General features: G+C 76.5%; 22 protein-coding genes. 11 read left to right on the top strand and 11 right to left on the bottom strand.

Annotated elements, in window-relative coordinates; genetic code table 11:
- A partial coding sequence (locus SNE206_RS36340) for a helix-turn-helix domain-containing protein (protein WP_407917852.1) occupies positions 1–642 on the bottom strand: 642 nt, incomplete at its 3' end.
- A gap of 161 nt (positions 643–803) precedes the next feature.
- Between SNE206_RS36340 and SNE206_RS36335 the strand changes: the two genes are divergently transcribed.
- Positions 804–1961 (top strand): acyl-CoA dehydrogenase family protein, encoded by a 1158-nt coding sequence (locus tag SNE206_RS36335; protein WP_407917851.1) that lies wholly within the window; start codon positions 804–806, stop codon positions 1959–1961.
- Positions 1962–2049: 88 nt separating this feature from the next.
- Here SNE206_RS36335 and SNE206_RS36330 read toward each other — a convergent pair whose 3' ends face one another.
- Positions 2050–2316 (bottom strand): hypothetical protein, encoded by a 267-nt coding sequence (locus SNE206_RS36330; protein ID WP_407917850.1) that lies wholly within the window; start codon positions 2314–2316, stop codon positions 2050–2052.
- 87 nt (positions 2317–2403) lie between these two features.
- On the opposite strand from SNE206_RS36330, the gene SNE206_RS36325 reads away from it, so the two are divergent.
- Positions 2404–2772 (top strand): cupin, encoded by a 369-nt coding sequence (locus SNE206_RS36325; protein WP_407917849.1) that lies wholly within the window; start codon positions 2404–2406, stop codon positions 2770–2772.
- Here SNE206_RS36325 and SNE206_RS36320 read toward each other — a convergent pair.
- Entirely contained in the window at positions 2769–3347 is a 579-nt protein-coding gene (locus SNE206_RS36320) for a TetR/AcrR family transcriptional regulator (RefSeq protein ID WP_407917848.1), read from the bottom strand. The two genes, SNE206_RS36325 and SNE206_RS36320, sit on opposite strands and share 4 nt — an antisense overlap.
- Positions 3348–3456: 109 nt before the next feature.
- Between SNE206_RS36320 and SNE206_RS36315 the strand changes: the two genes are divergently transcribed.
- The 4 genes from SNE206_RS36315 to SNE206_RS36300 all read left to right on the top strand — a co-directional run bounded on the left by SNE206_RS36315 (position 3457) and on the right by SNE206_RS36300 (position 7498).
- Positions 3457–5055 carry an MFS transporter gene (locus SNE206_RS36315; RefSeq protein WP_407917847.1) on the top strand — a complete coding sequence of 533 codons (1599 nt, stop codon included), beginning with the start codon at positions 3457–3459 and terminating at the stop codon, positions 5053–5055.
- A 232-nt stretch (positions 5056–5287) separates the two neighbouring features.
- Positions 5288–5581 carry a Sec-independent protein translocase subunit TatA gene (gene tatA / locus SNE206_RS36310; RefSeq protein WP_405012658.1) on the top strand — a complete coding sequence of 98 codons (294 nt, stop codon included), beginning with the start codon at positions 5288–5290 and terminating at the stop codon, positions 5579–5581.
- Between the two features lie 121 nt (positions 5582–5702).
- Positions 5703–6959, top strand: a complete 1257-nt coding sequence (locus tag SNE206_RS36305) for a hypothetical protein (RefSeq protein ID WP_407917846.1) — start codon at positions 5703–5705, stop codon at positions 6957–6959.
- Entirely contained in the window at positions 6956–7498 is a 543-nt protein-coding gene (locus SNE206_RS36300) for an ion channel (protein ID WP_407917845.1), read from the top strand. Before SNE206_RS36305 ends, SNE206_RS36300 begins: the two co-directional genes overlap by 4 nt.
- A gap of 8 nt (positions 7499–7506) precedes the next feature.
- Here the strand turns inward: SNE206_RS36300 and SNE206_RS36295 are convergent, their stop codons facing one another.
- From SNE206_RS36295 to SNE206_RS36285, 3 genes are all read right to left on the bottom strand, one after another.
- Positions 7507–9048, bottom strand: a complete 1542-nt coding sequence (locus SNE206_RS36295; protein ID WP_407917844.1) for a protein kinase domain-containing protein — start codon at positions 9046–9048, stop codon at positions 7507–7509.
- Positions 9049–9416: 368 nt separating this feature from the next.
- Positions 9417–10274, bottom strand: a complete 858-nt coding sequence (locus SNE206_RS36290) for a hypothetical protein (protein ID WP_407917843.1) — start codon at positions 10272–10274, stop codon at positions 9417–9419.
- Complete coding sequence (locus tag SNE206_RS36285; protein WP_407917854.1) at positions 10271–10993, bottom strand: RNA polymerase sigma factor; 723 nt, start codon at positions 10991–10993, stop codon at positions 10271–10273. Before SNE206_RS36285 ends, SNE206_RS36290 begins: the two co-directional genes overlap by 4 nt.
- Positions 10994–11183: 190 nt before the next feature.
- On the opposite strand from SNE206_RS36285, the gene SNE206_RS36280 reads away from it, so the two are divergent.
- Both SNE206_RS36280 and SNE206_RS36275 read left to right on the top strand, forming a co-directional pair.
- A complete protein-coding gene (locus tag SNE206_RS36280) occupies positions 11184–11897 on the top strand; it encodes a hypothetical protein (RefSeq protein WP_407917842.1) in 714 nt (237 codons plus the stop codon).
- Between the two features lie 116 nt (positions 11898–12013).
- Positions 12014–12709: a tyrosine-protein phosphatase gene (locus SNE206_RS36275; protein ID WP_407917841.1), complete on the top strand. Its 696-nt coding sequence runs from the start codon at positions 12014–12016 to the stop codon at positions 12707–12709.
- A 67-nt stretch (positions 12710–12776) separates the two neighbouring features.
- Here the strand turns inward: SNE206_RS36275 and SNE206_RS36270 are convergent, their stop codons facing one another.
- Together SNE206_RS36270 and SNE206_RS36265 are read right to left on the bottom strand one after the other, a co-directional pair.
- Positions 12777–13301: an NUDIX domain-containing protein gene (locus tag SNE206_RS36270; RefSeq protein ID WP_407917840.1), complete on the bottom strand. Its 525-nt coding sequence runs from the start codon at positions 13299–13301 to the stop codon at positions 12777–12779.
- 127 nt (positions 13302–13428) lie between these two features.
- Positions 13429–13707: a hypothetical protein gene (locus tag SNE206_RS36265; protein ID WP_407917839.1), complete on the bottom strand. Its 279-nt coding sequence runs from the start codon at positions 13705–13707 to the stop codon at positions 13429–13431.
- Positions 13708–13873: 166 nt separating this feature from the next.
- Here SNE206_RS36265 and SNE206_RS36260 point away from each other — a divergent pair, with 166 nt between their 5' ends.
- Positions 13874–16249 carry a lysylphosphatidylglycerol synthase domain-containing protein gene (locus SNE206_RS36260; protein WP_407917838.1) on the top strand — a complete coding sequence of 792 codons (2376 nt, stop codon included), beginning with the start codon at positions 13874–13876 and terminating at the stop codon, positions 16247–16249.
- Between the two features lie 58 nt (positions 16250–16307).
- On the opposite strand, the gene SNE206_RS36255 is transcribed toward SNE206_RS36260, so the two are convergent.
- The 3 genes from SNE206_RS36255 to SNE206_RS36245 form a co-directional block, all read right to left on the bottom strand.
- Complete coding sequence (locus SNE206_RS36255; protein WP_407917837.1) at positions 16308–16535, bottom strand: hypothetical protein; 228 nt, start codon at positions 16533–16535, stop codon at positions 16308–16310.
- A gap of 110 nt (positions 16536–16645) precedes the next feature.
- Positions 16646–17674: a FecCD family ABC transporter permease gene (locus SNE206_RS36250; protein ID WP_407917836.1), complete on the bottom strand. Its 1029-nt coding sequence runs from the start codon at positions 17672–17674 to the stop codon at positions 16646–16648.
- Positions 17671–18729, bottom strand: a complete 1059-nt coding sequence (locus SNE206_RS36245) for a FecCD family ABC transporter permease (RefSeq protein ID WP_407917835.1) — start codon at positions 18727–18729, stop codon at positions 17671–17673. Before SNE206_RS36245 ends, SNE206_RS36250 begins: the two co-directional genes overlap by 4 nt.
- Before the next feature lie 132 nt (positions 18730–18861).
- Between SNE206_RS36245 and SNE206_RS36240 the strand changes: the two genes are divergently transcribed.
- Both SNE206_RS36240 and SNE206_RS36235 read left to right on the top strand, forming a co-directional pair.
- Entirely contained in the window at positions 18862–19905 is a 1044-nt protein-coding gene (locus tag SNE206_RS36240; protein ID WP_407917834.1) for an ABC transporter substrate-binding protein, read from the top strand.
- Positions 19906–19912: 7 nt separating this feature from the next.
- Positions 19913–20788 (top strand): siderophore-interacting protein, encoded by an 876-nt coding sequence (locus SNE206_RS36235; protein WP_407917833.1) that lies wholly within the window; start codon positions 19913–19915, stop codon positions 20786–20788.
- Positions 20789–20994: the final 206 nt, after the last annotated feature.

Genomic DNA, 20994 nt, shown 5'->3' with positions numbered 1-20994 from the left:
GGGCGCGGCGGCGGGCGCGGGCGCGGCGGCGGGCGCGGGCGCGGCGGCGGGCGCGGGCGCGGCGGCGAGGAGGTCCGTGCCGATCCGCGTGAGCAGCCGTTCGAACCACCGCCGGGGCGGCGCGAACGTGTGGTACGACAGGCTGCCGTACGCGGAGAGCAGCGACCAGCAGAGGAACTCCGCCTGGGCCGGGTCGAGTTCGGGCCTGGCCCGGGCGAGTCCGCGGGCCATCTGCCGGACGTCGCCGCGCAGTTCGCGCCGGAGGGCGGCACGCTGCGCGGCGGGCAGCAGCCGGGCGTCGCGCTGCCAGAGGGTGCCCAGGGCGCGGTGCTCGACGGCGGCGGCGGCGAGGGCCGGGCAGAGCGCGGCGGGCCCGCCGGCGCCCGCGCGGACGGCGGTGCGCAGGGCGGCGAGGTCGGCGGCGACGGCGTGCAGCAGGAGTTCCGGCTTGTTGCGGACGTGCCGGTAGAGCGCGGGGGCGGTGATGCCGACCTCGGCGGCGACGTCCGCCATGGAGACCGCGTGGTAGCCGCGCCGGTGGAACTGCCCCGCGGCGGCGGCGAGGATCTGCGCCCGCCGTCCGGGGGGCCGCCGGACGACCCGGCCGCCGCCGGCGGGCCGGGGCTCGCGTTCCGCTGCCACTGTCTGCCCCCCGTCCGCCGCCGATGACCGCTGCACAGGCTAGCAAGCATTCACTTACTCCTCCCACGACCTGCGAGAAATGAGGGCGCGGACGCTGGACAGCCGAAGCTACCGGCGATTAACTTGTCAGGCGATCAGCCGCCCAACGAAGGGAGCCCGCCGTGCGCCGGACGGTGTTCAACGAGGACCACGAGGCGTTCCGGGAGACCATCCGGGACTTCATCGCCAAGGAGGTCGTCCCGGTCTACGAGAGCTGGGAGGCCGCCGGCCACCCGCCGCGGGACTTCTACCGCAAGCTGGGCGCGCTCGGCGTCTACGGCATCGAGGTCCCGGAGGAGTACGGCGGCGCGGGCGAGAGCGGCTTCAAGTACCAGGCCGTCGTCACCGAGGAGGTCGCCCGGGCGGGCGTGAGCTTCGGCTCCTCCGGCGTGCACACCGGCCTGGTGCTGCCGTACCTGCTGGAGTACGCCGACGAGGCGCAGAAGCGGCGCTGGCTGCCCGGCTTCGTCTCCGGCGACATCATGACGGCGATCGCCATGACCGAGCCCGGCGCGGGCTCCGACCTCGCGGGCATCACCACCACCGCGAAGCTCTCCGAGGACGGCACCCACTACGTCCTCAACGGCGCCAAGACCTTCATCACCGGCGGCGTGCTGGCCGACCTCGTGCTCGTCGTCGCCCGCACCGCGCCGTACGACCCGGCGAACCGCCGCGCGGGCCTGTCGATCCTCTGCGTCGACACGGCCTCCGAGGGCTACGCGGTCGGCCGCAAGCTGCAGAAGATCGGCCTGCGCACCTCGGACACCGCGGAGCTGTCCTTCAGCGACGTCAGGGTGCCGGTCGAGGACCTCCTCGGCGAGGAGGGCAAGGCGTTCACCTACCTCACCCACAACCTGGTGCAGGAGCGGCTCGCCATCGCCGTCGGCGCGTACGCCGCCGCGGCGGCCGCGGTGCGCTTCGCGGTGCAGTACGTGAAGGACCGCAAGGTCTTCGGCCAGGCGGTCGCGGAGTTCCAGAACACGAAGTTCACCCTGGCCGACTGCGAGGCCCAGGTGGTGGCGCAGCAGTCGATGGTCGACCGCGCCCTGGAGCTCTACCAGGCCGGGGAGCTGACGGTCGCGGACGCCGCGGCGGCGAAGCTGTTCTGCACCGAGTCGGCGTCCCAGGTGATCGACAAGTGCCTGCAGCTGCACGGCGGCTACGGCTACATCCTGGAGTACCCGATCGCCCGGCTCTACACCGACAACCGGGTCTTCCGGATCTACGGCGGCACCAGCGAGGTCATGAGGACGATCATCGCGAAGTCGCTCGGCCTGTAGGCCCCGCGGCCCGCAGTTCCTCCCGCGGTGCGACGGCGGCGGCGGGCGCACCCGTTCGGGCGTGCCCGCCGCCGTTCGCCCCCCCGCCTCAGTTGGACGAGGCCCGGCCCTGGGAGCGCCAGGCCTCCATGCCCGCCAGCGAGGCGGCGCGCGCCTGGTTCACGGCCCGTGCGGCCCGCTCGCTCGGCGGGGTGTCCAGCTGCTGCATCCAGTCGCGGCCGGCCGAGGCGAGCGTGGCCGCGAGGATCGCCGCGCCGGTCAGCGAGAGCACCGCACCGAACCCGGTGAGGACCGCGCCGGTGACCAGCATGCTGCGGTTGACATTGAATCCGTTGAACTTCTGGTTGGTCGCCATGCCTCCACGATCGGGCCGCCCTGCGCGGCCCGCACGCCGGACGGCCCGGGCGGGTGCGGGTGCGGCGGGGCGGCCGTCAGGTGTCTCATGGATCTGGCCCTGTCCGCCCGCAAGGAGGCCGCGATGACCGCCCCCGTCCGCGTCGACCTCGGCGCCCTCGCCGACCAGCACTCCGCGCTCGCCGCGGAGAGTCCGCACGGCCGCAGCGCCCACCTGCTGCTGCACGACGGCGTGCTGCGGCAGACCGTGATCGCCCTGACCGCCGGCAGTTCGCTGGACGAGCACAACGCGCCGGTCGCGGCCAGCATCCAGGTGCTCCGCGGGCGGGTGTCGCTGACCGTCGCGGGCCGCCGCCAGGAGGCCGCCGCCGGTGAGCTGCACGGCGTGCCGCAGGAGCGGCACGGGCTGCTCGCCCACGAGGACTCGGTCGTCCTGCTGACCGCCGTCACCGCCTAGCCGGGCAGCACGGCGCCGCCGACCATCTGCAGGCCGCGCAGGAACGCCGCGCCGTCCGGTGCGGAGTCCGGGGCGAGGGCCCACTGCGCGGCGAGCCCTGCGAGCAGTGCCTGGTAGAAGGCGCCGCGGGTCAGCTCCTCCGGGGTGTCGGGCACCTCGGGCAGGCCCTGGAACATCGCCGAGAGCCCGAGCCGGGCCTCCTTCTGCGCCGGGCCGAGGATCTGCCGCAGCTCGGGCGAGTGCTCGACCTGCGCGAGGATCTCGAACTGCACCCGCCACAGGCCGCGGTGCTCGGTGAAGCTCTGCAGCACCCTGTCCCACGTGGCGACGAAGCGCTCCTGCGGGTCGGTGCCGGTGTCCGGTGCGCCGAGCACGCGGCCGAGCTCGTCGCCCCACTCCGCCATGGCCGCCATCAGCGCCTCGGTGAGCAGGGCGTCCTTGGAGCCGTAGTGGTAGCCGATGGCCGCCAGGCTGACGCCGGCGGCGGAGGCGATGTCGCGGGCCGTGGTCCGGCCGTAGCCCTTCTCCAGCAGGCAGCGCTTGGCGCCCGCCAGGAGGTCCTCTCGATTTCCCATGCCCCGATGGTACGGCCCGCCTGGACGTTCGTCTTGGACGGGTGACCCACACATATGAATTAGACGCTTGTACTAGACGCACGTGTCACACGTCCGTACAGTTCCTGCCATGACCACCCCCCACGGCCGCGCCGGCCGACGTGAATGGACGGGCCTCGCCGTCCTGCTCCTGCCGACCCTCGTCCTGACCATGGACATGGGGGTGCTCTTCTTCGCCGTCCCGTTCATCTCCACGGACCTGCGTCCGAGCGGCACCCAGCAGCTGTGGATCCTCGACATCTACTCGTTCCTGCTCGCCGGGCTGCTCGTCCCGATGGGCGCCCTGGGCGACCGGATCGGCCGGCGGCGGCTGCTCATGCTCGGCGCGGGCGGCTTCACCGTCGCCTCGCTGCTCGCCGCCCACGCGGACGGGGCCGGCCAGCTGATCGCCGCGCGGGCCCTGCTCGGGGTCGCCGGGGCGACCCTCATGCCCTCCACGCTGGCGCTGATCCGCAACATGTTCCACGACCCGCGGCAGCGGCAGGCCGCGCTCGGCGCGTGGAGCGGCGCCATGATGGGCGGCGCCACCCTCGGCCCGGTCGTCGGAGGCCTCCTGCTGGACCACTTCTGGTGGGGCTCGGCCTTCCTCGTCGCCGTACCGGTGATGCTGCTCGTGCTCGCCGCCGCCCCCACCCTGCTGCCCGAGTACCGCACCGCCCGGCCGGGCCGCTTCGACCTGGTGGGTGCCGCCCTCGCGATCACCGCCGTGCTCCCCGCGGTCTACGGCATCAAGAACCTCTCGGTGGACGGCCCGCACCCGCTGCCGCTGGCCGCGCTCGCCCTCGGCCTGCTGTCCGCGGCCGGCCTGACCGTCCGTCTGCGCACCGCCGCCCACCCGCTGGTCGACCCCGCGCTGTTCCGCATCCGCAGCTTCACCGGCGCGATCACGGTGAACACGGTGGCGATGTTCGCCCTGATGGGCTTCACCCTCTTCACCTCGCAGTACCTGCAGCTGGTCAGGGGCATGAGCCCGCTGAGCGCCGCACTGTGGGCGCTGCTGCCCTCCGTCGGGGTGGGCGCGGCGGTCGGCGCCGTGGGTGCCCTGGCCGGACGCGTCCGGCCCGCGCCGCTGATGACCTGCGGGTTCCTCGTCGGCGCGGCCGGGTTCGGCCTGATGGCGCTGGTCCGGCCGGACTCCCCGCTCTGGCTGGTCCTCACCGCCGCCGGCGTGATCGCCGCAGGCACGGTCGGCACCTCGACGCTCACCGCCGAGATGGTCGTCTCCGCCGCGCCGCCGGAGCAGGCCGGATCCGCCTCCGCCACGTCCGAGACCGCGACCGAACTCGGCAGCTCGCTCGGCATCGCCCTGCTCGGAGCGGCGGGCGCCGCGGTCTACAAGGCCCGGCTGGACGGCGGCCTGCCCGCCGGGGTGACCGGCGACGCCGCCCGCGCCGCGCAGGACACCCTCGGCGGTGCCGTCACCGTGGCCGCCCGGGCCGGCGGCCCGGCGGGCGGCGAACTGCTGGCGGCGGCGCGGTCCGCCTTCACGGACGGCATGCACCTCGCCGCGGTGGCCGGGCTGGTCGTGCTGGTGGGCGCCGCGATCGCGGCGGCCCGGCTGATGCGGCACCTGCCGGCCGGCCCGGTGGCCGGGACCGGCTCCCCGGGGACGGCGCCGGCGGTCACCGCGCCCGCGCCCGAACCCGCCGCGACGGCCGCGGCCGCCTGACCGCCGGACGCCGGGGAGGAGCCGCGAACTGCGGTTCCTCCCGCTCCGGCCTGCACCCCGAGGCTCGCAAGTGGTCCAGACCACCACCGGAGAATCACCTGCATTTTGACCACGGTTTCCGGACCGGTGTATACGTTCGCCGACTCGGCCAGGCATACTGGCCGGAGCCGGGCAGATCGGTCCGGTGTTCCACAAGCGACGAGAAACTCCTCGGAAGGACCGGTGGTCAGGGATGTTCCGTAACGGTCTCGAGCCCTGGCACATCCTCGTGATGGTGGCAGTGCTCGTCCTGCTGTTCGGCTCGAAGAAGCTCCCGGAGATGGCGCGCGGGCTCGGCAAGTCCATGCGCATCCTCAAGGCGGAGACGAAGGCGCTCCGCGAGGACGACGCCCCCGCCGAGGCCCAGAACACCACCGCCGCGTCGACCCCGGCACCGGCGCCCGCCGACCAGGCGCGCCCGGCCGTGAACCCGACCAGCATCACCACGGCGGCCGAGACCACCACCAAGTCGGCCCACACCGCCTGATTTTCCCCCGGAGCCGCCGGTGCGTCATCTGACGCACCGGCGGCTCCGGCGTTCTCCCGACTGGCCCGCACCTCCGAGCCGGTGTCTGCTGAGGAGCAGAGACCCACCAGCGGAGGCGCCGATGGCCAGCGACACCCCCGACGGACCACCCGCCGGGGCGGCCGCCGCCCGCCCGCGCCGCCACCCGCTGCGCTCGGCCCTGGCCGTCGTGCTGATCCTCGCGGCCGCCCTGCTCACCGCGCCCGCCGTCGTTGCCGCCTGGGCCGCCTCCGAGATCGACGACACCGACCGCTACCTCGCCACCGTGGCCCCGCTCGCCCGGAACCCCGCCGTCCAGGCCGCGGTGACGGACCGGGTGACCACCGCCGTCGTCGACCGGCTGCCGGCCGACCTTCTCCCCGGCGCGACCGGCGACAACCCGCTCGGCGACCTCCTCCAACAGTTCGCCCCGGCCCTGGGCGCCGGGCTCGCCGGCCTCGTCCACGGCCTCGTCCGGGACATCGTCACGAGCGACGCCTTCCCCGCGATCTGGACGGCGGTCAACCGCGACGCGCACGCCGCCCTGGACGACGCCCTCGCCGGACGCGACGGCGCCGTCACGATCACGGACGACACCGTCACCCTCGACCTCGCCCCGGTGGTCGAGCAGGTCAGGGCCGGGCTGGTCGCCGACGGGGTGGCCGCCGCCGCCGCGATCCCCGACGTCGACGCCACGTACACGCTGGTGCGCTCCGACCGGGTCGGCGCGACCCGGGACGTACTCCGTCGGCTGGCGGAGTACGGCTTCCGGGTGCCGGTGTGCGCGGTCGCCTGCGCGCTGGCCGGCGTGCTGTGCGCGGTACGCCGCCGCCGGGCGCTGACGGCCGCCGCACTCGCCATGGCCGCGGCGGCGGCCGCCCTCGGCACCGCCCTGGTGCTCCTCCGCGGCCGCTACCTCGACCGGCTGCCCGCCGACGTCGACCGGGCCGCCGCGGCCGCGGTGTACGACGCCCTCGTCCGCCACCTGCACGGCGCCGTCCGGACGGTGGTGGTGCTCGGCGTGATCGTCGCCCTCGGCGCCTGGCTCGGCGGCCCCGGCCGCGCCCCGCGGCAGGTGCGCGGGCGGTGCCGGGCCGGCCTGGGACGGGTCCGCACCGCCGTGGGCGCGACCGGCGCGCGGCCCGGGCCGGTCGGCCGCTTCGTGCACCGCCGCAAGCCCTGGCTCTCCGCGGCCGCGGTGGCCGCGGCCGCGGTCGTGCTGGTGCTCCGGCCGTACCCGACGGCGCTCGTGGTGCTCGGGCTCGCGGCGGCCCTGCTCGTGGTGCTCGCCGTCCTGGAACTGCTGGACACCGGCGGGCCCGGCGCCGCGGGGCCGACGGCCGGAAAGGAGGCCCGGTGACGAAGTTCGGCCACTACGTGCGCGGTGCGCTGGTGCTGCTCGGCGGGCCGGTGCTGATGCTCGTCGTGTGGTTCACCGTGCCGCTCCAGATCTTCGGGCCGCACAACCCCGTGCTCAGCTGGACGGCCTTCGCCGTGGCCCTGCTGGGGCTGGCCGCCCTCCTGCTCCGGCAGATCTGGGCGGAGCTGTCCGGCCGCACCGACCGCCACCCGGTGGTGGGGATCTCCCTGCTGATGGTCGCCTCGATGCTCGTCTTCGCCACCTGCTACCTGGCGCTCGCCCGCGACCAGGGGCAGTTCTCCGGGCAGCTGACCACCCGGATCGACGCGCTCTACTTCACCGTGATCACGATGGCCACCGTCGGCTACGGCGACATCACCCCGTCCGGCCAGGAGGCCCGGTCGATGGTGATGCTGCAGATCCTCTACACGCTGATCTTCCTGACCGCCGGCGCCACCTCCATCGGACGACGGACCCGCATCGTCATCGGCCGCCGCCTCGGCCACGAACCGCCGGACGGCCCGTCGCGGACGCCCTGACGGCCGGCTCAGTCGGCCTTCTGGTGCGCCGCCGCCACGAGCGCGGTCAGCCGCGTCTGCCAGCTCTGGTACGTCGCGGTGGGGATCGCGTGGCGCCGGGCGAGGTCGCGGACGGTCCGCTGGGCGGCCTTGAGCCTGTCCTCCGCGGTGTCCCACTCCCCGTCGTCCATCGCCTCGGCGGCGTCGTCGAGGCTGCGGAGCAGCGCCGCCTTGCGGTCGCGCTCCTTGCCGGCGTCCGCCCGGGCGACGTCGGCGCGGAGCCCGGCCAGCACGGCCTCCGGGCCCGGGCGGGCCGACGGCGAGGCCGAACGCGCGGGACTGCTGCGGACCGTGCTCGGCGACGGCGCGGCGGCCGGCGCGGCCGGGGCGGGCCCGGAGGACACCGCCCCGGCCGCGCTCGGGGTGGCCGCCGCGGCCGTCCCCTCGCCGGAGGGACCGCCGAGCGCGAACGCGACGACCGCCGCGGTGCCGCCCAGCACGGCGGCGCCGGCGCCGACCAGCAGCCAGGGGCTCCGCCGGCCGCGCGGCGGGACGTCGTCGTACCGGTGCGGCGCACCGGCGGGCATCTCCACCGGGGGCAGCAGCGAGGTGTGCTGCTGCTCGGCGTAAGGCCCGGCGTGCTGCTGCGGGAAACCGCCGGGCTGCTGCGGGAAGGCCATGGGCGGGACGCTCGGCAGCACCTGGGTGGCGGAGCCGAGCAGCTCCGCGGTGCGGTCCGGCACGGCCCCCGCGGGGACGGCGCCCAGCAGCTCGGCGCGGGCCGCGGCGGCCGTGGCCGGGCGGTCGGCGGGGTCCTTCGCCAGCAGCCGCATGATCGCCACGTCGAGCTCCGGCGGGATGCCCGCCCGGCGGACGGACACCGGGGCGGGCTGCTCCCGGACGTGCTTGAAGGCGATGGCCACCGGCGTGGCGGCGGTGAACGGCGGCTCGCCGGTGAGCATCTCGGCGAGCACGCAGCCGACGGCGTAGAGGTCGGAGCGGCCGTCCAGGGGGGAGGCGGTGGCCTGCTCCGGCGAGAGGTAGGCGGCGGTGCCGAGCACCGCGGCGGTCTGGGTGAGCTGCTGACCGGCGGAGGAGTTCGCCCGGGCGATGCCGAAGTCGACGACCTTCACCCCGCCGTCGTCGGTGATCATGATGTTGCCCGGTTTCACGTCGCGGTGCACCAGCCCGGCGCCGTGCGCCACCTCCAGCGCCTCGCAGACCGCCGCGGCGATGCCCACCGCGCGGTCCACCGGCAGCGGACCCAGCTCGGCGAGCAGGCGGCCCAGGGTCCGGCCCTGCACCAGCTCCATGACGATGTACGGCGAGCCGTGGTCGACCCCGGAGTCGAAGACCATGACGATCCGCGGGTGCACGAGCATCGCGGCCAGCTGGGCCTCCCGGCCGAACCGGTCCGCGAAACGGGGGTCGTCGGCGAGACCGCCGTTGAGCACCTTCACCGCGACCTGGCGGCCGAGCTGGTGGTCGACGGCCCGGAAGACGGTGGCCATGCCGCCGACGCCGAGTATCTCGACCAGTTCGTAGCGCCCGTTCAGTGCGCGTCCGATCACCGGTCCAGCTCCTCTCGTCGGTCGGACGGCCGGTCGGCCGCCTGCTGCACCCTAGCGGCCCGGGCGCCGGCCGACGCAGTCCGGCAGGCCCGCACAGGCGCCCCGCGGCCGGTGCCCGCGGAGCCGGGCGGCCGGTGGACACGGGGGAATCCACCGACCGCCCGGCGGTCGCGACTGCCCTCGGGCAGGAACCGGACGGGAGGCAGGACCCGGGGGAGTCCCACCACCCGCCCGGGGCGGTCCCGGGGGGCCGATGGGTACGGGGGGACCCACCGGCCCCCCGGAGTTCGGGGGGTACTGCTGGTCGTACGGCACCGGGCGGCCGACGGTTCCGGGGGGTACCCGCCGGCCGCCCGGTGGATCAGGGGTCACCGCACGGCGGCGCCTGCGCTGCCGTCGGTGAGGTCCGGGCGGGCCGGCTCGGCCGTCCGCCGGCTCTTCGTCGGGGACGGGGTCGGGGTCGGGGTGGCCTGCTGTCCGCCGGAGCCGCTGCCCGTGGTGGCGGCCGGGCTGCCCGCCGCCGGGGCTGCGGACTCCGCGGCCACGGCGTGCACGGCCCGGCAGTACGCCACCACCTTCGACTCCTTGCCCGCCGCGGCGACCAGCGGCGCCATCGACGGGTCGGCCAGCAGCTCCCGCAGCTTGCCGCCGGCCGCGGTCCGTACGGCCAGCTCCCGGCAGAGCCCGGCGAGGTCCGCGGGCCCCGCAGCGGGGGAGGCCGACGGCCCGGAACCCGCCGACGGGCCGGAGGTGCCGGGGGTGCCCGGGGCGGACGCCCCGGCGGACCGGCCGTCGGTCCGGACGGGCCCGTGGCCGGAGGAGGCGGACGGGCCGCCCTGCGGGGTGCGCACCACCGCCGGGCCGCCGCCGAGCACCCGCGGCAGACCGCCCGTGCCCGCGGCCACCGCCACGCCGCCGACCGCGGTCACGGCGAACGCCGCGACGAGGGCCTTCACGGTGAAGGCCCTCCTGCGCGCGGTGTCCGCCATCGCTGCTCTCCCGGGGTGCGGTTCAGGACTGCGACGAGCCTCCCGGAAGGCCGCCACGGCCTGTTCCTCCCCGGGCAGGACGCCGCCGGCCGCCGGGGCGGCGACAGCGGCGAGCAGCCCGGCGAGGGCCGCGTGCCCGGTGAGGGAGTCCGCACCGGCCTCCGGGCCGACCGGGCCGCCCCCGAGCAGCTGCTCGGCGGTGTCGCGGTCGATCCGGCGGGATCGGTTCTTGCTCATCTCATGTCCTTCAGCGTCGCGGCCCGCGCCGGTGTCACACCCCGCGGAGAATTTTTTCCGCCGGTCTGCTGCCGGGGCACCCCGGCGGCCGCCCCGCCCGCCTGGTCGAGCAGCGAGGCCAGCCGTTTCAGGCCCCGGTGGGCGGCCATCCGGACGCTGCCGGGGCGCTTGCCGAGCACGTCGGCGGCGCTCTGCGCGTCGAGGCCGAGCAGCACCCGCAGCAGCACGGCCTCGGCCTGGTCGCGGGGCAGCCGGGCGACCAGCGCGAGCGCGTCGGCGGTGGCCACGCCCGCGAGGGCGCTGCCCGCGGTGTCCTCGGCGGCGGCGAGGTCCGCCAGGTGCTCGACCGGGAGGTCCGCGACCGGGCGGCGGCGGTGCCGGCGGAGGTGGTCCATGGCGCGGTTGCGGGCGATGGTGGCGGCCCAGCCGCGGAATCCGTCGCCGTCGCCGCGGAAGGAGCGGAGGTCGCGGGCGATCTGGAGCCAGGCCTCGGAGGCGATGTCCTCGGCGTCCTCCGCGCGGCCGCCGACCAGCACGCCGAGGTAGCGGAGCAGGCCCGGCTGGACGGCCCGGAAGAGCAGCCGGAACGCCTGCTCGTCACCCCCCTGCGCGGCCTGGACGGCATCCGTGAGGTCGGGCCGTGGGCCCGGGCCGGCATGGTCGGGCGTGCGCCCGCCGCCACCCGGCCCGTCGTGGTCTGCACTGTGCACCCGCCCCATCATGGGCCATCCGGGCGAGGCCGGGGGCGTAGGGGCGGGATCGGCCCGACCGGGCCGGAGGACTGCCCCGACCAGGACCAATGTCCTGTCAGCGGCTGCCGTTCGCCTGCGGCCGCCGGGGGATGCCGCTGCCTACGGTGGCAGTGGGCCCCGAGCGGCCCCTCCCCCGGCCCCGACCTCAGGACACGTGATGACCTCTGCCCGGACGCTCTTCGCGGACGGCATGCGCGACCACCTCGCGCCCGCCCTCCGCGCCCTGGGCCTCTCCGGCGGTCGGCACGGCTTCACCCTGCCGGACGAGGACCACTGGGCCCTCCTGGGCGTGGAGATCGGCGCCGCCGACGACCGGCTCGTGCGCTACACCGTCACCCTCGGTCTCACCCGCAAGGCCGACTGGTCGGCCGCCCGCCCGGGCCGCGCACCGCGCACCGAACCCGGCGCCGTCACCGGACTGGAGTGGTGGCACACCCGGATCGGCGCGCTGATGCCGGTGGGCGGCGAGGTCTGGTGGGAGATCGTGCCCGGCCCGCGCTGGCAGGTCGCGGTCGAGGACACCGTCGCGGCCGTCCGCCACTACGGGCTGCCGGAGCTGCTGCGGCGGCTGGAACGGACGGCGGGCACCGAGACCTACCTCGCCGCCGCCGAGCTGGTGGACGTCAACGAGGCGCTGCGGCTCGCCGAGGTCGCCCCGATCCACCGGTCCGAACTCGCCGACAAGGCGCTGGTGCTGCACGGCGTCTGGCACCCCGCCGACGTGGTCGCGCGCGAGGTGCTGCGGGGCGCCGCGACCGGGTTCCTCTCCGTCCACGACGAGCGCTTCGCCGCCGTCCACTGCCGGGACGCCCGCGGCACGCTGCTGTGGACCTTCGACCGCGACGGACGGCCCGGCCGCACCGGCGTGTGACGCATCCGTCCCCGGCCGGCCGTGGGCACGGGAACCGTCGGGCGGCCGCCGGGAGTCTGATCATCGGGGGCGCCGCACGATGCGGCACCCCCGGATCGGCGAGGGGGAACGGGGACATGACGGACGATCGACATCTGGTCTGGGACGGCTGCCTGAACGTGCGCGAGCTGGGCGGCCTGCCCACCGGCGACGGACGGTGGACCCGTCGGGGGGCCGTCGTCCGCGCGGACAACCTCGACCGCCTGACCGCCGAGGGCTGGGTCGCCCTGCAGGCCCACGGCATCCGCACGGTGGTCGACCTGCGCAACGAGGAGGAGTACCGGCCGCTGCTGGAACGGCCCGACGGGATCGGCCTCGTCCGGGTGCCGCTCGACGAGCTGGCCGGACCGGACTGGTGGGCCCGGTTCGGCGGCCTGGACGGCACACCGCTGGCGTTCCGCCCGTACCTCGACCACTGCCGGCAGGCGGTGGCCGACGTGGTGGCCGCGGTCGGCCGCGCGGAGCCGGGCGGCGTCGTCGTGCACTGCGGGGCCGGACGCGACCGGACCGGCCTGGCCTCGCTCGTCCTGCTGTCGGTCGCCGGGGTCCGGGCCGACGCGATCATCGACGACTACCTGCTCAGCACGGCGAACCTGCGCCCGCTGTGGGGGATGCTCGGGCGGCCCGACGAGGCCGCCGCGATCGAGGCGGTGCTCGACGGGGCCGGCACCACCGCGGAGGCGGCGCTGCGCGAGACGCTGGAGGAGTTCGAGCCGGTGGCGTACCTGCCGGCCGGAGACGCGGCCGCCGTGCGCGCCCGGCTGCTCGGCTGACCCCGCCCGGCCCGGGCGGGGCGGGCCTGGGCGGGGCCGCCGGACGGGCCGCCGGGGCCGCCCGGGGTCAGAAGCCGGAGACCGGGCTGGTCACCGTGCGGACCCGGCCGTCGGCCCGCGCCGCGAGGCCCGCGGAGAGGCGCAGCGACCGGGCCGGGCCGAGCAGGCCGAGCGCCTCGTCGACCCCGGCCCAGCGGTGGTGGTCGAGTTCGCCGACCGGGAGGGTGATCGGCGTGTCGGCCGGGATCGTGCCCAGGTCGAAGAGGAAGTGGCAGGCCGGGTGGTCGAGCTCGGCGGAGGGGTTGGTCCAGGCGACGGCGAGCAGTTCGCCGGCCTCCTTCTCGATGCCGGTCTCCTCCAGGAGTTCGCGCGAGGCGCACTGCTGCGGGTTCTCGCCGACGTCGACGGTGCCGCCGACGAACTGCCAGTGCTCCCGGTACCCGGCCTTGACGATCAGCACCCGGCCCTCCGGATCGGTGATCAGGCAGCCGGCGGCCGCGTAGACCCGGGGCAGCGAGGCGAGCCACTCCTCGCGGCTCTGCAGCAGCGGGCTCTGCGGCGACGGGGTCTGCTGCGACGGGGTGTCGGACATCTGCACTCCTCCGGTCGGGGGCGGCCGCCCCTCCGACGGCGCGCGGCCCCACTCTTCCGCATCGGCGCGCGGCCGCGCCCCTGCCGTGGCGGCGGGGGCGCGGCCGGGGCGTCCTCCCGGGGTGCGGTCAGTGTGCGGAGTGCCTCTCGGCGCCACGGTGCCGGTGGCCCGGCAGTTCGACGTGGTGGGCGGCGCCGTTCATCGGCCCGGCCGTGCCGTCCGTGCGGCGGCCGCCGTGGCTGAACGCGTCGTCGCCGAAGTACGGCGTGCTGCGTGCGGCGGCCGGCCCGTCGGTGTGGAGCTGTGGGGCGAGCGGGCCCGGGGTGCCCGCCATGCCGCGGCGTTCGAGGATGTCCTGGGTGCCGCGACGGAGCCTGGTCATCTTGCCGCTGGGGCTCTTGGTCATGGTCCGTCTCCCTTCGGCGACCGGGCCGCCCCGCCGGGGGCCGCGGGGCTCGGGAGACCAGCCGCACGGGGTGTTATGTCCGTATTTTAGGCTCTTCACTCCCCCTGGCACGGTCACGGTCCGACGACCCGCCCTCCCGGTGCCGCGCCGTGTGGGAGCATGCCGCGTGGCCACGCTGACCCCCGTCGACGATCTGCGGACCGCCCCCGCGACGCCGCGAGCCGGACGCGTGCGGCACCCCGCCGCCATGACCCGTGCCCTCGTCGGCCTCGCGGGCGTCGGTCTCCTCCTCCTGCTCGCGCAGTACGCCCAGGGCACCGCGGGCGGGCTCGACGCGGACGTCGCCGAGGGCACCGGCCTCCTGCCGCGCCCGCCGGAGCGGCTGGTGGCCGCGTTCGGCGCCGCCGCCCTGCTGCTCGTCCCCCTGGCCTTCGCCGTCGACCGGCTGCTGCGACGCGCCGGGCGGCGGATCGCCGACGGGGTGCTGGCCGCCGTCCTCGCCTACGCGCTGTCGCTCACCCTCGACCTCGCGGTGGGCGGCCTGACCGCCCTCACCCACCCCTCCCCCGGCGGTTTCGGCCGCACCGACCCGGTGTACGGGCACCTCGCGCCGGTGCTGGCCTTCATGACGGCCGTCGGCGCGGGCGGCCTCCCGCGCTGGCGCACCGCCCTCGCCGCGACGCTCACCGCGGCGGGCCTCTCCGGCCTGCTCACCGGCTACGCCACCCCGCTCTCCGTCGTGCTCGCCCTCCTCGTCGGGTGGACCGCCGCGCACACGGTCACCTGGGCCCTCGGCGAGCCCACCCGCGAGCCGTCCGAGCTGCAGCTCTGGGTCGCCCTGCGCAACGCCGGCACCCGGCCCAACACGATCCGGGTGTCGGGCACCTGCTGCTATTTCGTCACCCAGCACCAGGACCGCCCCGACCTGGACGTCCGGCTGCTCGACCGCCGGTCCGGCGCCACCGGGCTGCCGCACCACGTATGGCAGCTGCTGCGGCTGCGCACCGCACCGCTCCCGCTCGGGCTGCGTCCGCTGCGTGCCGCGCTGGCCCACCAGACCCTGCTCGCGCACGCCGCGGCCGCCGCGGGCGTGCGCACCCCCGAGCCCCTCGCCGCCGCCGAGCTCGGCCCGGACTCCGCCCTGGTCGCCTACCGGCACCTGCCCGGCCGGCCGGTCGGGCAAGTGCCGCCGGCCGAGATCACCGACACGGTGCTGGCCGACGCCTGGCAGCAGCTGCGGTTCCTGCAGCGCCGCTGCATCGCCCACCGCGCCCTCACCCCGGACGCCGTCCGCCTCGGCGACGACGGCCGGGTGCAGCTGACGGAGCTGGCCCACGGCGAGATAGCCGCCGGCGAGCTGCTGCTCCGCCTCGACGTCGCCGGGATGCTCACCGTGCTGGGCCTGCGGGCCGGTGCGCGGCGCGCGGTCGCCACCGGCATCGCGGTGCTCGGTCCGGCCGCGATCGGCGCCGCACTGCCGCTGCTTCAGCCCATCGCCCTGCCGCGGGCCACCCGCGAGGCACTCGCCCGGCAGCCCGAACTCGCCGCGGGCATACGGGCGGAAGTCCTGCGGCACCGCCCGCAGGCGCCGGTGGAGCCGGTACGGCTGGAGCGGCTGCGTCCGCGCACCCTCGCCACCGTGGCGGCGGGCATGGCGGGCGGCTACCTGCTGCTGCAGGCGCTGTTCGGCGCCGGCCTCGACTCGTTCCGGGCGGTCGCGGAGGCCGATCCGCTGTGGCTGGCCGCGGCGGTGCTCGCGGCGGCGGGCAGCTACCTGGCGGCCACGCTGGGCTTCGTCGGCTTCGTACCGGAGCGGATCGGGCTGCGCAGCGCGCTGGCCGCCCAGGTCGCCGGATCGTTCGTGAAACTCGTGTCGCCCGGCGGGGTGGGCGGGGTCGCCCTCAACACCCGTTTCCTGCAGTGCAGCGGCATCCCGACCGCGCAGGCGCTGTCGAGCGTCGGTGCCGCCCAGCTGCTGGGGCTGGTGCTGCACCTGCTCCAGCTCGCCCTCTTCACCACGATGATGGGCCTCGGGCCGCAGACCGACCTGCCCGACCCGGCCTGGCTCGCCGCGGGTCTCGGCCTCGTCGCGGCCGTGCTGCTGTCGGCCCTGGCGGTGCCGTGGCTGCGGCGGCGGCTCGTCGGCCTGCTGCGGCCGCTGCGTGCCGAGGTGCTGCCGCGGCTGCTCGACCTGCTGCAGCAGCCCGGCAAGCTGGCGGCGGGCGTCGCGGGCCAGCTGCTGGTGTCGATGGCGTTCGTGGTGTGCCTGTACTGCTGCGCGCTGGCGGTCGGGGCGCGGCCCGCGTTCAGCGCCGTCGCGGTGGTGTTCCTCGCGGGCAACGCGGCCGGTTCGGCCGCCCCCACGCCCGGCGGTGCGGGCGTGGTGGAGGGCCTGCTGACCGAGGGCCTGGTGCACACCGGCGGCATGGACCAGGGCAGCGCGTTCGCCGCGGTGATGCTGTTCCGGCTGCTGGTCTTCCTGCTGCCGGTGCTGCCGGGCTGGCTGGCGTTCACGTGGCTGCAGCGCCGCCGGGCGCTCTGAGCGGTCCCGGGCACGGGCACGGGCACGTGCACAGGCGCGGGACCGGGCGCGGCGCGGGTCAGTCGCGGTAGTCGTCCTCGTCGTCGAGCGCGACCACCAGGGACTGCTCGACGGCGTCGCCGTCGTCCGCCTGGCGGGCTCCGAGGGCCCGCCGCTCGCGCAGCTGCTCCAGCTCGTCGACCTGCGGCTCGGCCACCTCGCGCTCCTCGTCCTCGGCCTCCAGCACGGCGGGCGACTCCTCGTCGTAGTCCTCGGGGAACTCCGGGTTCTCTGGGTTCTCGCGCATGGCGCCAGTATCCGCCGCGGACCGGCCGCGCGCGCCCCGTCGGCCGGGCACCGGCGTGGCGGGGGCGGAGAGGGACGGGGGCGGGGCGGAGGCGGGGCCGGACGGGGGCGTCAGATCCGCCCGGCCCGCCGCTCCGCGGCGAGGAGCCACAGCAGGTAGCCGCCGCCGAGCACGCCGGTCACCACGCCGACCGGCAGCTGGTGGCCCGCGACGAGCCGCTGGGCCGCGAAGTCGGCGGTGACCATCAGCGCCGCGCCGGTGCACAGCGAGACCGCCAGGTTGGGGCCGGGCGAGCGGGTGAGCCGGCGGGCCAGCTGGGGTGCGGTCAGCGCGACGAACGAGACCGGCCCGGCGGCCGCGGCGGCGAGCGCGGCGAGCAGCACGGCGGCGGCGAGCAGCAGCAGCCGCAGCCGCCCGACCCGGACGCCCAGCGCGGTGGCGGCGTCGTCGCCGAGTTCCAGGCCCTGCAGCGCCCGGCTGCAGCCGAGCAGCACCACGGGCACGAGCACGGCCGTCACGGCGAGCAGCGGCAGGGCGTCGTCCCAGCCGCGGCCGTCGAGGCTGCCGGTGAGCCAGAGCACCGCGCGGGCGGCGTCCATGAGCTGCGCCCGGGTCAGCAGGTAGCCGTTGACGCCGCTCAGGACGGCGGCGGTGCCGATGCCGACCATGATCAGACGGCCGCCGTGCAGCCCGCCGCGCCAGGACAGCGCGCAGACCGCGGCCCCGGTGACCAGACCGCCCGCGACGGCGCCCCCGGCGAGCGCGAGGCTGCTGCCGCCGGCCACCACGACGACGAGGGCGCCGGTCGCGGCGCCCTGGGTGAACCCGAGGACGTCCGGGCTGCCCAGCGGGTTGCGCACGAGCGACTGGAAGAGCGCCCCGGCGAGGGCGAGGGCGGCGCCGACGAGCAGGGCGGTGACGACCCGCGGCAGCCGGAGTTCGTTGACGACGAAGTCCTCGGCGGGGGTGCCGCCGCCGGCGAGGGTGCGGAGCACCTGCTGCGGGGAGATCGGGTAGTCGCCGCTGCCGAGCGTGAGGACGGAGACGGCGGCCGCGAGCAGCAGGCAGGAGGCGGCGGCGACCAGGGCACGGGGCCGGAAGCGCACCGACAGGCGGCCGGCGGTGAGGACGGTGCTCATGCCTGCACCGCCCTGCCGCGGCGGGTGAACCAGATGAAGAACGGGCCGCCGAGGACGGCCGTGACGATGCCGACGAGGAGTTCGCCGGGCCGGGCGACGACCCGGCCGAGCACGTCGGCGCCGAGCAGCAGGACGGGTGCGAGCACCGCGCAGTACGGGAAGAGCCAGCGCAGGTCGGGGCCGGTCAGCCGGCGGACGAGGTGCGGCACCAGCAGGCCGACGAAGAGGATCGGGCCGCAGGCCGCGGTGGCGGCCCCGCAGAGCAGGGTGACGGCGAGGATGCCGCCGGCCCTGGCCAGCGCGGGGTCGGTGCCGAGGGCGACGGCGGAGTCCTCGCCGAGGGCGAGCGCGTTGAGCGGGCGGGCCAGGACGAGCGCGAGCAGCAGGCCGGCGACGACGAACGGCAGGATCCGCCAGACCGTGCCGGGCCGGGCGTCGGCGAGCGAGCCGACCGTCCAGAAGCGCATGCGCTCCAGCGAGGTGGTGTCGAGCAGCATCACGGCGCTGACGAAGGAGAAGAGGGTCGCGTTGAGGGCGGAGCCGGCGAGGGCGAGCCGGGCCGGGGTCGCGGTGCGGCCCCCGCCGACGGCGTGGACGAGCACGGCGACGGCGGCGGCCCCGGCGAAGGCGAACCACACGTAGCCGTCGAAGGTGGTCACGCCGAGGAGCGCGATCGCGGCGACGACCGCGGCGGAGGCTCCGGCGTTGATGCCGAGCAGGCCGGGGTCGGCGAGCGGGTTGCGGGTGAGCGCCTGCATCACCGCGCCGGCGAGCCCGAGGGCGGTGCCGGCGAGCAGGCCGAGCAGGGTGCGCGGCAGCCGCATGTCGTGCACGACGGTGTGGGCGGGCGACTGCGGGTCGGTGAGTCCGGGCCAGATGTCGCCGAGCGGGATGCGGCCGGCGCCGACGGCGATGCTGAGCACCACGACGGCGGCCAGCAGCAGGACGGCGGCGGCGAGCCCGGCGGCGCGGCGCGCGGGGCGGGTCGGCGGGGCGGGGGTCGCGGGGACGGCCGGGTCGGCGGCCTGCGGTCGCCGTGGTCGGGTGACGGGCACGGGGGGCTCCGGGGAGGGGCGGGGATGGTTCGGGCACCCCCGGGGCAACAACTTAGGTTAGGTTAACCTATGCTCCCCGAGGGGTCGTCACCGCCCTCACCTGCCACGACGCATCTGCACCGAAGGACCGCCATGTCGCACGACCGGACCTCCACCCACTTCTCCCGCCGCGGCCTCCTCGCCGCCGGCGGGGCCGCCGCCGCCGGTGCGCTCCTCACCGCCTGCGGCAGCGACGGGAAGTCCGGCGCCGCGCCGGCCGCCGGCGGCACCGCGAGCAGCGGCCCGTGGTCGTTCACCGACGACCGCAAGAAGGCCGTCACCGCGAAGTCCGCCCCCACCCGCGTGGTCGCCTTCACCGGCACCGCCGCCGCCCTCGCCGACTTCGGCCTGGGCACCAGCCTGGTCGGCGTCTTCGGCGAGACGAAGAAGGCGGACGGCTCGGCCGACCCGCAGGCCGGCAGCCTGGACCTCGGCAAGGTCGAGATCATCGGCAACGCCTGGGGCGAGTTCAACATCGAGAAGTACGCGGCGCTCCGGCCCGACCTGCTGGTGACCCACATGTACGACGCGGACGCCCTCTGGTACGTGCCGGACGAGAGCAAGGACAAGATCCTCAAGCTCGCCCCGTCCGTCGCGATCACCACCGGCCGGGTGCCGCTGACCCAGCCGATCGAGCGCTACGCCGCCCTCGCCGCCTCCCTCGGCGCCGACCTGACGGCCCCGAAGGTCACCGACGCCAAGGCCCGCTTCGAGAAGGCCGCCGAGACCCTGCGCCAGGCCGCCAAGGCCTCCGGCGGCCTGCGGGTGCTGGCCGCCTCCGGCAGCCCGGACCTCTTCTACGTCTCCAACCCGAAGGTCAGCACCGACCTGCTGTACTTCTCGCAGCTGGGCGTCGACGTCATCGTGCCGGAGAAGACCGACGGCGGCGACTACTACGAGGGCCTGAGCTGGGAGAACGCCGGCAAGTACGCCGCCGACGTGATCCTGCTCGACAACCGCAGCACCGCGCTGCAGCCCAAGGACCTCACCGCCAAGCCCGCCTGGGGCAAGCTGCCCGCCGTGCAGGCCGGCCAGGTCACCCCCTGGGACGCCGTGCCGCGCTTCTCCTACGCGGGCGCGGCGCCGCTGCTGGAGAACCTCGCCACGGCGATCCGGAACGCCAGGAAGGTCGCGTGATCCGCGCATGAGCAGCGCATCCGCCCCGGAGGCCGCGGAGTTCGGGTTCTTCGGGGCGGCCGTCGTCCGCACCGCCCGGCTCGGGCCCACCCTGCTGCGGATCACCTTCGGCGGCGAGGGCCTGCGGGGCTTCCGGTCCGGCGGGCGCGACCAGAGCTTCTCGCTCTTCCTGCCGCATCCCGGGCAGGACGCACCGGTGCTGCCGCTGGAGGCCGGGGACGGCTGGTACGCCGCCTGGCGCGCGCTCGACCCCGCGGTCGCGGCGGTGATGCGCTCGTACACCGTGCGGGCGCACCGGCCCGGACAGGCCGAGGTGGACGTGGACTTCGCCCTGCACGGGATCGGCACGGAGGTGTCCGGCCCCGCGGGACCGGCGGCCCGCTGGGCCGCCGGCGCCCGGCCCGGCGACCGGGTCGTGCTGCTGGGGCCCGCCGTCGAGGACAACCGCAGCGTCGGCTTCCGCCCGCCCGCGGACACGGAGTGGGTGCTGCTGGCGGCCGACGAGACGGCGCTGCCGGCCGTGGGCTCCGTGCTGGAGTCGCTGCCGGAGGGCCTGCCCGCCCGGGTGTTCGTCTCGGTGCCGTACGCGGCCGACGTGCAGGAGCTCGCCGGGCCGCCCGGCACGCGGATCACCTGGCTGGTGCGGGAGGCCGGCGGCCCCGGGCTGCCCGAGGCCGTGCGCGCCGCCGACCTGCCGGCCGGGCGGCCGTACGCGTGGCTGGCCGGCGAGGCCGGCGCGGTGCGGGCGCTCCGCCGCCACCTGGTCGGCGAGCGGGGCGCCGACCGGCGGTCGGTCCGCTTCTCCGGGTACTGGCGGCGGGGCGCGTCGGAGGAGCAGTTGCGCGCCGAGGCGGCGACCGGCACGGCCGACCCGACGGACTGACCCGGACTCAGCACCCCTGCGGCGGAACGGCCCGGGCCGCCGGCGCGGCCCGGGCCCGGACGCTGCCGGAGGTGGTGACGGAATCCCGAGGGCTATGTAAGGTAAACCTTGCCTAAGGGGTGCCCGCACCCCGGTCGCCGCCGCCTCCGGGCCGGCCGGCAACCCGGGCCACGGGGGCGGGCCGCGCTGCCGTGCGGACTTCGCGA

The organism is Kitasatospora sp. NE20-6, assembly GCF_045862635.1.
This window is presented reverse-complemented; position numbering and strand designations above follow the sequence as displayed.